This is a genomic window from Achromobacter spanius (genome assembly GCF_002966795.1).
Lineage (GTDB): Bacteria > Pseudomonadota > Gammaproteobacteria > Burkholderiales > Burkholderiaceae_B > Achromobacter > Achromobacter spanius_D.
In genome coordinates this window covers 1349786-1363393 of sequence record NZ_CP023270.1, presented here as the reverse complement: position 1 = coordinate 1363393, position 13608 = coordinate 1349786, and the positions used below count along the sequence as shown (strand labels likewise).

The window sequence follows — 13608 nt, the reverse complement described above, 5'->3', positions numbered from 1 at the left end:
GAGTAAACATGAAAACTGTTGGCGACAAACTCGAACCCTTCAAGGTCACCGGCGTCAAGCCCGGCTTCAACCAGCACGAAGAAAACGGCGTGTCCGCGTTCGAAGACATCACCGAAAGCTCGTTCCCCGGCAAGTGGAAGGTGATCTACTTCTACCCGAAAGACTTCACGTTTGTTTGCCCGACCGAAATCGTCGGCTTCAACAAGCTGGCCAAGGATTTCGAAGACCGCGACGCCGTCCTGCTGGGCGGTTCGACCGACAACGAATTCGTCAAGCTGGCCTGGCGCCGTGAGCACCCGGACCTGAACAAGCTGGGTCACTACCAATTCGGCGACACGACCGGCGCCCTGATCGACCAGCTGGGCGTGCGTGAAAAGGGTGCTGGCGTTGCCCTGCGCGCCACCTTCATCGTCGATCCGGACAACACGATTCAGCACGTTTCGGTGAACAACCTGAACGTCGGCCGTAACCCGGAAGAAGTTCTGCGTCTGCTCGACGGTCTGCAAACCGACGAACTGTGCCCGTGCAACCGTACGGTTGGCGGCGCCACGCTGTAATTTCCAGCCCGGTCCGGACCCTGCCCTGCAGGGGCCCGCGCCGGGCTTTAACTGCGCTAGATTATAGGTAAAAACTATGGAATTTCTTACGACCATTAAGGAACAGCTCCCGGATTGGGCCAAGGACATCCGCCTGAATCTGGACGCCGTGATCGCCCGCTCGACGCTGGCTCCCGAAGACGCCGTCGGCGCCGCCCTGTCCGCCGCCTATGCCGCGCGCAGCCCGGTGCTGGTTGAAGCCTTCAAGAGCGGCCTGTCTGAAGGCGACGCGAACGCCGCCTTGACCGCCTCCGCCCTCATGGGCATGAACAACACCTGGTATCCCTACGTGGAGATGACCGGCGACGCCCAGTTGAAGAGCCTGCCGGCCCAGTTGCGCATGAATGCCTATGCCACCCACGGCGGCGTTGACAAGAAGCGCTTCGAGCTCTTCGCGCTGGTGGCCTCCATCATCGGCAAGTGCCATTTCTGCGTGGCCTCGCACTACGAGAACCTGAAGAACGACGGCCTGTCGACCGAACAGCTGCGCGATGCCGGCCGGATCGCCGCCGTCGTCAACGCCGCCGCGCTGGCGCTGGCCGCCCAGGGCAAGTAAAGCGATTCACCGACCGCAAAAAAGCCCGCCTGCATGATGCAGGCGGGCTTTTCTTTTGAGGCTGGAGGCTCGTGGTTGCCGGCGGAGCGGTGTTCGCTGGCGCCGAGCCCGTTGCCGCCGCCGGGCTACTTGCCCGATGCAGCTTTCACCGGCGCGGTGGGCAGGCCGTTGGCGGTCCAGGCCTCCATGCCGCCGCGATACCAGTAGGCGCGCCAGCCGAGCGACCCCGCGCGCAACGCGCCGTTGTAGGCCGAGCGATCATTCATGCCCGCGCCCATGAACACGATGGGCGCGTTGCGCTGCCCGCCGGTCTTCTTCTTCAGCCAGTCGTCCAGCGCGCCTTGCAGGTGGTCCGCGACGCTGCCGTCCGACCCGGCATCGGGCAGCGGGTAGGCGATAGGCAGCGTATCCCGCCCCGCGCTGGTGTCGATGATCAGGATGTTCTTCTCGTTATTGATCAGCTTGACCAGGTCGCCCGTCGTGATGACATCGGCGCGCGTGTGCTTGACGGGCGTCGGGCCCCGGTAAGGCGACGAGAAGAGCAGGCTGGTCGGCGGCACGCCGAAGTCCTTCAGTTCGTCGAAGGCGCCGGCGGGCAACGCGGGCATGCCCTGCCCCGCCGAGGGGGCTTGCCGCGGCGCCGTCTGCGCACCGCCTCCCTTGTTGGCAACAACCTCGCCACCGACCGTGCCCATTTCGATGTCGGAAATCATCACCGCGATGTTCTCGATCAGCTCGTAGCACATCGTGATCGAGCCCTCGCGCGGGTTGTACCAGGCGTTCAACTGGCCGCAGTCCTTGAACGTCACATTGATCGGCCGCGGCAGGACGTAGGTCTTGCCCAGGTCCTTGACGCTGTTGGTGACGGCGTTGGACATGGCCGTCGCAAACAGGTTGCCGATCTTGCGCTTGGAGGGTTCGAGCACCACGTTGACCGGTGCGCCGGGCGCGTTGGCCGGTTGCTGGCCGTCCGGCGTCCAGGTGCCCACGCGGGTATGGGGCGCCAACAGGTGGCGCCAGGCACGGTTCTGCTTGTTGAATTCGTCGGTGCAACGCGACTTGGTCCGGTCCTCAAACCCGACGTGCTTGACCACGTTTTCGAAGACGGCCGGATTGCCGCCATACATGATGCAGAGCATGTTGCGAAAGCGCTTCAAGTCGCCGGTGTGCTCGTCCTGCCAGGCCGAGTTCGCCGACGCGCCCCGCTTTTCCGCCAGCATGCCGCTGTAGTACCACTGCAGGGCCGCATACGTGGCGGCCTCGCGGGCCATGAAGTTCACGTCCTCGTTGTCGGACGGGTAGATGGTGGGCTCGACGATCCGCAAGGCCGAATACATGTCGACCGCGTCTTCTTCCGCGCCCGTGGCCGGCAGTTCCAGCTCGCCGATCAAGGCATGCCCGAACTCGTGCAGAAAAATGCTGCGCATGATGCCGATGTAGACCGCGACAATGCGCAGGGTGTCGCCGCCAAAGCGGGGATACGGACCGGCGCCTGCCAGCGCGGGCGTGTTGTCGGCGGGGGCCTGGGCGGGCGGCGACGCGGCCGACGGCACGCGGGGCGCGCCTGCCCCGGCGCTGCCCTGCCCGGCGCTGCCCTGCCCGGCGCGGCCCTGTCCAGCGGCCCCTTGCGCTCCGACCCCGACCGGCTTGCCGGCCACGTCCGAGACGATCATGAAATCGGCGATCCCGAACGTGCCTTCGTCATAGGCCATGATGCCGATTTCGCTGCCCAGGGCGGCCTCGTCCTCGATATCGCCAATCTTCTGGCCATTGACCAGGAAACGCGCGGCGCCCGGCACTTCCACCACGCGGATGCGGTCGGTGCCGTCCAGCTTGGCGACGTTGGGAACCGACGCGATGTCGCGGCGCTTCTGGCCTTCCAGACAGAACAGCAGGATGTTGCGATCCGCCCGGATCTCCAGCAGGCACAGGCCCTTGCGCGCGTTGTTGTTCAGCGCGATGCCGATGGACGCCTTGGGACTCTTCGAGTTGACCATCACGTTGACGTCGGTGATGCGTCCGTTTTCCGGGGCGGGACCCGGGTTGACGTAGAACGTCTGCTCGCCGCCCGGCACATCGCTGTTGCGCAGGGTGAACCAGCCGTCCTGCTCGCCGACGTGCCAGCCCTCCAAAAGCTGTTGCTTGACGGTGCCCGCCAACGGACCGAGCTGCTTCTCATAGGCCCCGTGGGCGGAGGTAGCAAAAGCGGCCAGCACAACAAGTAGCCCCGCGCCACGTAATTGCATCTGAGTGTCCCTGATTAGTCAGATTTCAAGTCGCGCAGCGTAAGTCAGAACAATGCGGTCCGCTTATTCATTTGTTAAAGATGTATGCCAACGTAAAAGCCGCCCGGCCTGATGGCTCGGGCGGCTTTGGAATACCGGATAAGCGTGGCGCAAACGCCACGCAGCGCGAACGGCGCGTCAGCGATCGGCGCGCGCCAGCAGGGCGACCACGGTAGCCGCGATGCCTTCCTTGCGGCCCAGGTAGCCCAGGCCTTCGTTGGTCTTGGCCTTGATATTGACCTCGGATTCGGCCAGGCCGGTATCCGCGGCAATGTTCTTGACCATGGCAGGGGCGTGCGGGCCGATCTTGGGCGCCTGGGCATGCAGCGTGGCGTCGATATTGACCGGCGTCCAGCCCGCTTGGCGCACGCGCGCCATGGCCTCGCGCAGCAACACCCGGCTGTCGGCGCCCTTGAACGCCGGATCGGTATCCGGAAAGTGCCGGCCGATGTCGCCCAGGCCCGCCGCGCCCAGCAGCGCGTCGGTGATCGCGTGCAGCAGCACGTCGGCATCGGAATGGCCCAGCAGGCCATGCGTATGGGGGATCGTGACCCCGCCGATGATCAGCGGCCGGCCCTCGACCAGCGCGTGCACGTCAAAGCCCTGTCCGACGCGAAAAGGAATGCTCATAACCATTTTTCCATCAGTTCAAAATCGTCCGGCCACGTCACCTTGAAGTTGCGCATCGCGCCCGCGACCAGCAACGGCGCATAGCCGGCGGCCTCGATGGCCGAGGCCTCGTCGGTGACGGTAACGCCGTTTACCGAGGCCGCGGTCAGCGCATCGCGCAGCACGCCCGCGCGGAACATCTGCGGCGTCTGCGCCAGCCACAGGCCGTTGCGGTCCAGCGTGCGCTCGACGCGCTCGTGGCCGCCCTTGACCGTGTCGGCCACCGGCAGGGCCAGCAGTCCGCCCACCGGATCGGCCAGGCAGGCGTCGATCAGCCGCCCCAGCGCCGCGGCGGGCAAGCCGGGGCGGGCCGCGTCGTGCACCAGCACCCAGGTATCGTCCTGGACCCCGCTGTCGGCCAGGGCGCCCGCGACCGTATCGGCGCGCGTCGCGCCGCCGCAGGCACGCCAGACGGTGCGCGGCAAGCCGGCAAGCGCGGCGTCGACCCAGCCGTCGCCCGGCGTAACCGCCACGCGCACCTGCGACACGCGCTCATCGGCCAGCAGGGCGCATACCGCGTGCCGCAGCATGGGCTGTCCGGCCAATGGACGGTATTGCTTCGGAACGGCCTCGTGCCCGGGCCGGCTGGCGCGGGCGCCGACGCCGGCGGCGGGCACGATTGCGATGATTGAGTCAGACATGGTGCGGAGATTTTATAATCGTTCGCTTGATGTCCGCTTCCAGCCTGATGCCCGCCCCTTCCTCCTTCGCCACGGCCGCACCGCCCGTCCCCGCCACGGTCCCTACCCTGTCCGCGCTGAAGCCCGGCACGCGCTACGCACAGCCTCGGCCGCCGGGCTCCGGCGACGCCTGGCTGCTGGCGGATCTGGCGCGCCAAGCCGGCACACCGCTGGTCATCCTGACCGCCGAGCCCCTCGAAGCGCAGCGGCTGGCCGAGGAAATCCAGCTATTCGCGCCCGGCCTGCGCGTGCGGCAGCTGCCCGACTGGGAAACGCTGCCCTACGACGCGTTCTCGCCGCACCAGGACCTGATCTCCGAGCGCCTGCACACGCTGCACTCGCTGATGACGAAGACGGTGGACGTGCTGACGGTGCCCATCACCACGGCGCTGTACCGCCTGGCGCCGCCCTCGTTCCTGGCTGCCTACACGTTCTCGTTCAAGCAGAAGGACAGGCTGAACGAAGCGGCGCTGCGCGCGCAATTGACGCTGGCCAATTACAACCACGTCACGCAGGTGACCTCGCCGGGCGAATTCTGCCTGCGCGGCGGCCTGATCGATCTGTTCCCGATGGGCTCGGTGGTGCCGTACCGGCTGGATCTGTTCGACGACGAGATCGAGACGATCCGCAGTTTCGACGTCGACACGCAGCGCAGCCTGTACCCGGTGCGCGAGGTGCAGCTGCTGCCCGGCCGCGAATTCCCGATGGACGAAGACTCGCGCAACCGGTTCCGGGCGCGCTTTCGCGAAATCTTCGAAGGCGACCCTTCCCGCGCCCTGCCCTATAAAGACATCGGCAACGGCATCCCGTTTGCCGGCGTCGAGTACTACCTGCCGCTGTTCTTCGAAGAAACCGCCACGCTGTTCGATTACGTGACCGAAGGCACGGTCATGGTCACGGTGGGCGACATCGACGACGCGATCCAGCGCTTCAACCAGGACACGACCAGCCGCTACGGCTTTTTGAAGAGCGACCGCGAACGCCCCGTCCTGCCGCCGTCTGCCCTGTTCCTGGACAACGAATCGCTCTATGGCCGGCTGAAGGCGTTCCGCCGCCTGTCGCTGACCACGGGCCAGCCGCACCCGGACTTCCGGGCCGCGCCCGATGTCAGCGTGGCGCGCCGCGCCGAAGATCCCATCGCCAAGCTGCGCACGCTGGTGCAAAAGCGTGACTCCCGCGTGCTGCTGTGCGCCGATTCGGCCGGCCGGCGCGAAACCCTGGTGCAGATGCTGAACGAGTTCGGCGTCACACCCGATGCGCAGCCCGATACCATCGAGGCCTTTCTGGCGTCGGACGCGCATTTCGGGATCGTCGCCTCGCCGCTGGGCATCGGGTTTGAACTGCCCGAGGCAAACCTCGCCTTCCTGACCGAGAACGACCTTTATCCCGGATTGGCAACCACCGGCCGCCGCGGCAAGCGCGACCAGGAACGCGCGAGCAACGTCGAAGCCATGGTGCGCGACCTGTCCGAGCTGCGCGAGGGCGACCCCGTCGTCCACGCCCAGCACGGCATCGGGCGCTACCACGGACTGGTCAACATGGACATGGGCGAAGGCGAGATGGAATTCCTCCATCTTGAATACGCCAACGGCAGCACGCTGTATGTGCCCGTGTCGCAGTTGCACGTCATCGCGCGCTACAGCGGCGCCGACCCCGAGGCCGCGCCGCTGCACCAGCTGGGTTCCGGCCAATGGGACAAGGCTCGCCGCAAGGCCGCCAAGCAGGTTCGCGACACCGCGGCCGAATTGCTGGCGCTGTACGCGCAGCGTGCGGCGCGCGAGGGTTTTGCGTTCAACCTGCCGCTGAACGATTACGAAGCATTCGCCGAAGGCTTTGGCTTCGAAGAGACGGCCGATCAGGCCGCCGCCATCCAGGCCGTGATCAGCGACATGACCTCCGGCCGCCCCATGGACCGCCTCGTCTGCGGCGACGTGGGTTTCGGCAAGACCGAAGTCGCGCTGCGCGCCGCCTTCCTGGCCGTCGCAAACGGCAAGCAGGTGGCGCTGCTGTGCCCCACCACCCTGCTCGCCGAGCAGCACGCGCAGACCTTCTCCGACCGCTTTGCCGACTGGCCCGTGCGCGTCGTGGAGCTGTCGCGCTTCCGCTCGGCCAAGGAAGTCTCCAGCGCCATCGAAGGCATCAACGACGGCCGCGTCGACATCGTCATCGGCACGCACAAGATCCTGTCGAAGGACGTGAAGTTCAAGCGCCTGGGTCTCGTCATCATCGACGAGGAGCACCGTTTCGGCGTGCGCCAGAAGGAAGCGCTCAAGTCGTTGCGCGCCGAGGTCGACGTGCTGACGCTGACCGCCACGCCGATTCCGCGCACGCTCGGCATGTCGCTGGAGGGCATCCGCGACTTTTCCGTCATTGCGACGGCGCCGCAAAAGCGCCTGGCCATCAAGACCTTCGTGCGGCGCGAAGACGGCAGCACGCTGCGCGAAGCCCTGCTGCGCGAGCTCAAGCGCGGCGGCCAGTGCTACTTCCTGCACAACGAGGTCGAAACCATCCACAACCGGCGCGCGCGCCTGGAAGAACTGGTGCCCGAGGCCCGGATCGCCGTCGCGCACGGCCAGATGCCCGAGCGCGAACTGGAACAGGTGATGAAGGGCTTCTACCAGCAGCGCTACAACGTGCTGCTGTGCACCACCATCATCGAAACCGGCATCGACGTGCCCAGCGCCAACACCATCGTGATCCACCGCGCGGACCGCTTCGGACTCGCGCAGCTGCACCAGCTGCGCGGCCGCGTCGGGCGCTCGCACCATCAGGCCTATGCCTACCTGCTGACGCCGGGCGAGGACGCGATCACCAGCAACGCAAAGAAGCGGCTGGAAGCCATCCAGGCCATGGAAGAGCTGGGCTCCGGCTTCTATCTGGCCATGCACGACCTCGAAATCCGCGGCACCGGCGAAGTCCTGGGCGACTCGCAGTCGGGCAACATCCAGGAGGTCGGCTTCTCGATGTACAACGAGATGCTCAACGAGGCCGTGCGCGCCCTGCGCGCGGGCGAAGAACCCGACCTGGATGCGCCCTTCAACCTGGCGTGCGAAGTCAATCTGCACGCCCCGGCGTTGCTGCCGTCAGACTATTGCGCCGACGTGCACGCGCGTCTGGCGATCTACAAGCGGCTGGCGCACGCGGCCGACGAAGACGACCTGATCCGCATCCAGGAAGAGCTGATCGACCGCTTCGGCAAGCTGCCTGAAGCGGCGCAGACCCTGCTGGCCACGCACCGCCTGCGCCTGGCGGCCCAGCCGCTGGGCATCGTCAAGATCGACGCCAGCGAAACCCAGGCCCTGATCCAGTTCGGTCCCAAGACCTCGGTCGATCCGGCCCGCATCATCGAGCTCGTGCAGCGCCAGCGGCATATCAAGCTGGCCGGTCAGGACAAGTTGCGCGTTGAAATCAAGGCGCCCCAGGTTCCGGCCCGCGCCGACGCCGTGCGCGCCGTCCTGCGCGCCCTGAAGTAATTCCAGACACCCTCATCCATCCGCCATGACTACCCACAATCTCGTCGTCCAATCCCCCGGCCTCGCCATCGAACATGCCGAGCAGCTCGCCGCCCTGGCCCAGGCCCAGGGCGTGGCGCGCATCAGCAACACCGCGGCCCGCCTGCTCGACGTGCAGCATGACGACGAGACGCGCGCCGTGGTGTGCGCCTGGGCCGAAGCGCGCGGCGTCGACGCCGCCTTCGTGCCCGCCGGCCTGAAGCTGGCCAACTGCAAGATCCTGGCCATGGACATGGACTCGACCCTGATCAACATCGAGTGCATCGACGAGATCGCGGGCGTGGTCGGCGTGAAGGACAAGGTGTCGGAAATCACCGAAGCCGCCATGCGCGGCGAGATCAAGGATTTCGCGGAAAGCCTGCGCCGCCGGGTGGCGCTGCTCAAGGGCGCGCCGGCGGGCGCGCTGGACCAGGTCTACGAGGAAAAGCTGCGCCTGAATCCCGGCGCCGAGCGCCTGATCACCACGGCCCAGGCCGCCGGCATCAAGGTGCTGCTGGTGTCGGGCGGCTTCACGTTCTTCACTGAACGCCTGCGCGCCCGCCTGAACCTGGACAGCGCCCACGCCAACACCCTTGAAATCGAAAACGGCGTACTCACCGGCCGCGTGCTGGGCGACATCCTGGACGCCGACGCCAAGGCCACGCACCTGCGCGAATTCGCGCGCACGCACGGCGCCTCGACAGACCAGATCATCGCCATGGGCGACGGCGCCAACGACCTGAAGATGCTGGCCAACGCCGGTTTCCCGGTGGCATACCATGCCAAGCCATTGGTGCGTCAGCAGACGCGCTATGCGCTGAATGTCTCCGGACTGGACGGTGTGCTGAACTGGTTCGAGAGCTGATAAACGAAAGCCACCTCAACAAACGAGGTGGCTTTTTTCTTGCAGGTCGGCGCCGCTGACGCGGCGCCTCTTGATCAGTATCGCACGCGCAGCGACAGCAGCGCCGCCCGGCCCGTGCCCAGCGCCGCATAGTGCGCGGCGTAAGCCTTGGTGTAGTACGTCTCATCGAAGATGTTCAGCACGTTCAACTGCGCCGAGAAGTGCTCGTTGAATTCGTAGCCGGCCATCGCGTCAAAGCGCCAGTACGACGGCACCCAGCGCGCCTTGGGCGAGCCGTCGGCGTTCTTCGTGGCGTCCGAGTTGCCGTACACCTTGTCGACGTAATACGCGCCGCCGCCGACCGTCAGCTTGGGCAGGACCTTGTAGGTCGTCCACAGGCTGAAGGCGTTACGCGGCGTGTTGGGCAGGTCCTGGCCGACGGCGCCGCTGTTGTAAGCGCCCTTGGTCATTTCGCTGTCCATGAAGGTGTAGCCGCCGAACACGTTCCACTTCGGCGTGATGGCGCCCGAGAAGCCGAGTTCGATGCCGCGCACCTTGGCTTCGCCCACCTGCGCCACCTCGGTCGCCGACACGGCCACGCTGGTGTTCTTGCGAATGTCCTGGAAAGCCGCGGCCGACAGCGTCAGCTTGTCGTCGAACACCTGCCACTTCGTGCCCAGTTCCACCGTGCGGCTCTTTTCCGGCTCCAGCGAGGACGTCGACAACGACGTCGCATCGCTGATCGCGCCGCCGGCAATAGCGGACGGCGTGGACGAGGTGCCGTACGTGGCGTAGATGGTGCCGTTGGGCACCGGCTTGTACGCCAGGCCAACCTGGTAGTTGAAGAGATTGTCCTCGCGGCTCGTGCTGTAGAACGCGGGGGTGCTGGCCGGATCGCTACGGCCGCGCGCGATGTTGCTGCCGCTGGTGCGGTAGTTGTCCCAGCGCGCGCCCAGGCTGGCCTGCCACTGCTCGTTGAACTTGATGGTGTCAAAGCCGTAGAGCGCCAGCGTGTCCGTGTTGTAGACGGCTGGATTGCCGTTGCGGGTCAGCCTGCCGGTGTAGTCGTCGTGGGGATTCGGATCCCACAACGACGTGCACAGCGCCGGGTTCGACAGGTCGGTGCCGCTCACCTTGCAGTTCATCGGACCGCGGGCGATCGACTGCGTGTAGCCGTCCTTGTCCTGCTTGATGTTGCTGTACTCGAAGCCCAGGTCGAACGAATGCTTCAGGCTGCCGGTCTCGAATTCGCCGGTCAGGTCCGTCTGGTTGGCGAACGTCTTGGTGACGTAGTAGCCGGACTTGAGCGCGCGGTACACCAGCCCGTTCGGGATGTTGCCCTTGCTGTCGTCGGGATTGGTCGCCGCAAAGTCGGTCGTGCCGCGGCCATAGCGCGTCACGTTGCGCAGCTGCAGCTTGTCGGAGAAGTCGTGCTGGAAGTCCACCGTGGCGACGTCATCGCGCGTCTTCATGAAGTCGCGGCCGGTCAGGCCATAGAACGACTTGCGGCTCACGCCCATCGTCTCCGTCACCGGCTGGCCCGACTTCGGGTCATACGGAATGGAGTAGTCGGGCATGCTGTCGTCCTGGTAGTGGTAGTAGCTCAGCGTGATGCGCGTCGGCGTGCCCACGCCCAGCATCAGCGACGGTGCAACGCCCCAGCGCTCGAAGTCCACGGCGTCGTCGCGGCCCGGCGTGTCGCCCTTGTTGCCCATCACGTTCAGACGGAACGCCGCCTTCTCGCCCAGGCGCCAGTTGCTGTCGATGGTGGCGCGGTAGTTGTTGTCCGTGCCGATCTGCGCGGTGGCTTCGGTGAAGTCCGTGGCCTTGGGCGCCTTGCTCACCATGTTGATGCTGCCGCCCGCGCCGCCCCGGCCGGAATACACCGAATCCGGGCCCTTGATGATCTCGACCTGCTCCAGGTTGAACGTATCGCGCACCTGGGTGCTGCTGTCTCGGATGCCGTCCAGGAAAATGCTGCCGGCGGAATTCTGGCCGCGGATGATCGGCAGGTCGCCGCCCGGACGGCCGCCTTCACCGGCGCCGAACGTGATGCCCGGCGAATTGCGCAACACGTCCTGCAGCGTGGACGCAGCCTGGTCCTGGATCACCTGCTGCGGCACGACCTGCACCGTGCGCGGGGTGTCCAGCAAAGGCGCCGTCATCTTGGGCGACTGCGCGGTCGAGGTCTGGTACGACGAGCTTTCGCCCTCGATGCGGACGGGTGACAGCTGCGTCACGCCGGCGTCGGCGGACTGGGCTGCTGCATAGGGGCTGACGAACAACGCGGGCGCGGCAATGGCGGCGGCCAGCGAGGTGGCGAGCGTATTCAGCGAATACGAATCTTGAGGCTTCAAGCGGACTTCTCCAGAACGTAAATAACAACGATTCTTGCTTTTTTTGTCGTTTGCGATTCTGAACGGAGGCACTGAATGAAACCTGAATGAAAGGCCATTGCAAATCAAAAGGATAAAAAAACAACAGCTTTGATTTTGCGCAAAATACAGGACGGATCAGAAGCCAAAAAAGGGCCGGATTGCATGCGATTTTTGTTCGAGGCAAGCCCGATCCTCGCGTGGCTGCGGGCATAAAAAAACGCCCCGGTCGGGGCGTCTTGGCACATCGATGCGCGGGCGGGCCGCTGCGTCTTCAGGTCCGCAGACGCGGATGCCGCTTGAACAGATACCGGTACACAAACCCGGGATAGGCCAGCACCAGAAACAGGCTGAGCGTGATCGCGTAGAACTCCCAGGTCTGGGCAAAGCGGTTGCCCAGCGTGGACTCGAACGCAAAACCCAGCGCGCCGACGATGGCATAGAACACCAGCACTTCGATCAGGCGCATCCAGAACGGCTTGACCGCCGCCGCCCCGCCCTGCTTCCAGGGCAGCACGGCAAAAACGCGCTCGGTCAGGAAGGGAAGATTCGCGCTGACAAGCGCCAGCGCGATCAACAGCCATACCGCCAGTGTCTGGTTCATGGCCGCTATCCGTCCTTAAAGGGTCAGCGACGAGCGGATGGCCTGCACGCACAGCGCCATCAAGCCACCGGGCAACAGACCCAGCACCAGGATCAGGGCGCCGTTGATCGACAGCACGCCGCGTTGGCCGGCCGTGGCCACCATCGGGGCAGCGTCGGCCGCCGGCTCGTCGAAGTAGACGACCTTGACCACACGCAGGTAGTAGAAGGCGCCGATCAGCGAGAACAGCACCGCCACCACGGCCAGCGTGACATGACCCGCGGAGATCAGCGCCTGCAGCACGGCCAGCTTGGCATAGAAGCCCACCAGCGGCGGAATGCCGGCCAGCGAGAACATCAGCAGCAGCACGATGGCGGCATGCCACGGGCTGCGGCGGTTCAGGCCCTTCAGGTCGTCGATGTGCTCGCACTCGAAGCCCTGGCGCGACAGCAGCAGCACGATGCCGAAGCTGGCAAGCGTGGTCAGCACGTAGGTCAGCATGTAGAACAGCGAGGCGCCATAGGCGGCCGACGACAGTTCCGGCTTGCCGGCCACCGAACCCGACATCAGGCCCAGCAGGACAAAGCCCATGTGCGAGATGGTCGAGTACGCCAGCATGCGCTTGAAGTTGGTCTGCGCAATGGCGGTCAGGTTGCCGATGGCCAGCGACAGCACGGCCAGAATCATCAGCATCGGCTGCCAGTCGGTGGCCAGACCGTGCAGGCCATCCACCAGCAGACGCAGCGTGATCGCAAAGGCGGCCAGCTTGGGCGCGCCGCCCAGGATCAGCGTGACGGCGGTCGGCGAGCCTTGGTAGACGTCCGGCACCCACATGTGGAACGGCACGGCGCCCAGCTTGAACGCCAGACCCGACACCAGGAACACGATGCCGAACACCAGCGCCATCTTCTCGGCCTTGCCGGCGGCGATGACGTTGGACACTTCGGTCAGGTCCAGGTGGCCCGTTGCGCCGTAGATCATGGACATGCCATACAGCAGGAAGCCCGAGGCCAGCGCGCCCAGCACGAAGTACTTCATGGCGGCTTCGGTGGCCACGACGTTGTCACGGCGCAGGGCGATCAGCGCGTACAGCGCCAGCGACATCAGCTCCAGGCCCAGGTAGATCGAGATCAGGTTCCCGGAGGAGATCATGACCATCTGGCCCAACAGCGCAAACAGCGTCAGCACGTAGAGCTCGCCGCCACGCATCATGTCGCGGACCTGCGCATACACGCGGCCATAGATCAGCGTTACGCCGACGGCAAGATACGAGGCGATCTTCAGCAGGTGCGACAGCTCGTCCGTGACATACAGACCGTTGAACGTCGAGCCAGCCACGCCGTTCTTCCACTGCACGGCCGACACGACGGTCAGCACGCCCAGGGCAAGCATGGTCAGCAGGAACGTCGGCTTACGCTCGGGGTGATTGCTGACCGCGTCGACGAGCAGGATAGCCAGGCCGAAAATCAGCAGAAGGATTTCCGGTGTCGCCAAGGCGAAATCGATTTGGGATTGCATCATTGTCTTGT

The 13608-nt window shown here is 65.5% G+C and carries 10 protein-coding genes; 4 read left to right on the top strand and 6 right to left on the bottom strand.

Annotated features, from left to right (window positions below):
* Positions 1-8: 8 nt before the first annotated feature.
* Both CLM73_RS06090 and CLM73_RS06085 read left to right on the top strand, forming a co-directional pair.
* On the top strand, positions 9-557 hold the full coding sequence (locus CLM73_RS06090) for a peroxiredoxin (protein ID WP_006217982.1): 549 nt from the start codon (positions 9-11) through the stop codon (positions 555-557).
* A 76-nt stretch (positions 558-633) separates the two neighbouring features.
* Positions 634-1152 carry a carboxymuconolactone decarboxylase family protein gene (locus tag CLM73_RS06085; protein ID WP_013392160.1) on the top strand — a complete coding sequence of 173 codons (519 nt, stop codon included), beginning with the start codon at positions 634-636 and terminating at the stop codon, positions 1150-1152.
* 125 nt (positions 1153-1277) lie between these two features.
* Here CLM73_RS06085 and CLM73_RS06080 read toward each other — a convergent pair whose 3' ends face one another.
* From CLM73_RS06080 to ispD, 3 genes are all read right to left on the bottom strand, one after another.
* On the bottom strand, positions 1278-3398 hold the full coding sequence (locus CLM73_RS06080) for a DUF4344 domain-containing metallopeptidase (protein WP_105237736.1): 2121 nt from the start codon (positions 3396-3398) through the stop codon (positions 1278-1280).
* Between the two features lie 177 nt (positions 3399-3575).
* Positions 3576-4067 (bottom strand): 2-C-methyl-D-erythritol 2,4-cyclodiphosphate synthase, encoded by a 492-nt coding sequence (ispF, locus tag CLM73_RS06075; protein WP_105237735.1) that lies wholly within the window; start codon positions 4065-4067, stop codon positions 3576-3578.
* The gene (gene ispD, locus CLM73_RS06070; RefSeq protein WP_105237734.1) at positions 4064-4747 is read right to left on the bottom strand and encodes a 2-C-methyl-D-erythritol 4-phosphate cytidylyltransferase; all 684 of its coding nucleotides are present in this window, start codon (positions 4745-4747) and stop codon (positions 4064-4066) included. Before ispD ends, ispF begins: the two co-directional genes overlap by 4 nt.
* A gap of 29 nt (positions 4748-4776) precedes the next feature.
* Between ispD and mfd the strand changes: the two genes are divergently transcribed.
* Positions 4777-8259, top strand: coding sequence for a transcription-repair coupling factor (gene mfd / locus CLM73_RS06065; protein WP_199778260.1), 3483 nt, complete (start codon positions 4777-4779; stop codon positions 8257-8259).
* A 25-nt stretch (positions 8260-8284) separates the two neighbouring features.
* Entirely contained in the window at positions 8285-9142 is an 858-nt protein-coding gene (gene serB, locus CLM73_RS06060) for a phosphoserine phosphatase SerB (protein ID WP_105237733.1), read from the top strand.
* Positions 9143-9216: 74 nt separating this feature from the next.
* Here the strand turns inward: serB and CLM73_RS06055 are convergent, their stop codons facing one another.
* The 3 genes from CLM73_RS06055 to nuoN all read right to left on the bottom strand — a co-directional run bounded on the left by CLM73_RS06055 (position 9217) and on the right by nuoN (position 13600).
* Positions 9217-11478: a TonB-dependent receptor gene (locus tag CLM73_RS06055; protein WP_105237732.1), complete on the bottom strand. Its 2262-nt coding sequence runs from the start codon at positions 11476-11478 to the stop codon at positions 9217-9219.
* A 292-nt stretch (positions 11479-11770) separates the two neighbouring features.
* Positions 11771-12100, bottom strand: a complete 330-nt coding sequence (locus CLM73_RS06050; protein ID WP_105237731.1) for a DUF2818 family protein — start codon at positions 12098-12100, stop codon at positions 11771-11773.
* A gap of 15 nt (positions 12101-12115) precedes the next feature.
* Entirely contained in the window at positions 12116-13600 is a 1485-nt protein-coding gene (gene nuoN, locus CLM73_RS06045; RefSeq protein ID WP_105237730.1) for an NADH-quinone oxidoreductase subunit NuoN, read from the bottom strand.
* Between the last annotated feature and the right edge of the window lie 8 nt (positions 13601-13608).

What these genes read in the sequence shown, in the direction of transcription:
- CLM73_RS06090 (WP_006217982.1), top strand. Translation starts at nt 9, where the DNA reads ATGAAAACTGTTGGCGACAAACTCGAACCCTTCAAGGTCACCGGCGTC.
- CLM73_RS06085 (WP_013392160.1), top strand. Translation starts at nt 634, where the DNA reads ATGGAATTTCTTACGACCATTAAGGAACAGCTCCCGGATTGGGCCAAG.
- CLM73_RS06080 (WP_105237736.1), bottom strand. Translation starts at nt 3,398, where the DNA reads ATGCAATTACGTGGCGCGGGGCTACTTGTTGTGCTGGCCGCTTTTGCT.
- ispF (WP_105237735.1), bottom strand. Translation starts at nt 4,067, where the DNA reads ATGAGCATTCCTTTTCGCGTCGGACAGGGCTTTGACGTGCACGCGCTG.
- ispD (WP_105237734.1), bottom strand. Translation starts at nt 4,747, where the DNA reads ATGTCTGACTCAATCATCGCAATCGTGCCCGCCGCCGGCGTCGGCGCC.
- mfd (WP_199778260.1), top strand. Translation starts at nt 4,777, where the DNA reads ATGTCCGCTTCCAGCCTGATGCCCGCCCCTTCCTCCTTCGCCACGGCC.
- serB (WP_105237733.1), top strand. Translation starts at nt 8,285, where the DNA reads ATGACTACCCACAATCTCGTCGTCCAATCCCCCGGCCTCGCCATCGAA.
- CLM73_RS06050 (WP_105237731.1), bottom strand. Translation starts at nt 12,100, where the DNA reads ATGAACCAGACACTGGCGGTATGGCTGTTGATCGCGCTGGCGCTTGTC.
- nuoN (WP_105237730.1), bottom strand. Translation starts at nt 13,600, where the DNA reads ATGATGCAATCCCAAATCGATTTCGCCTTGGCGACACCGGAAATCCTT.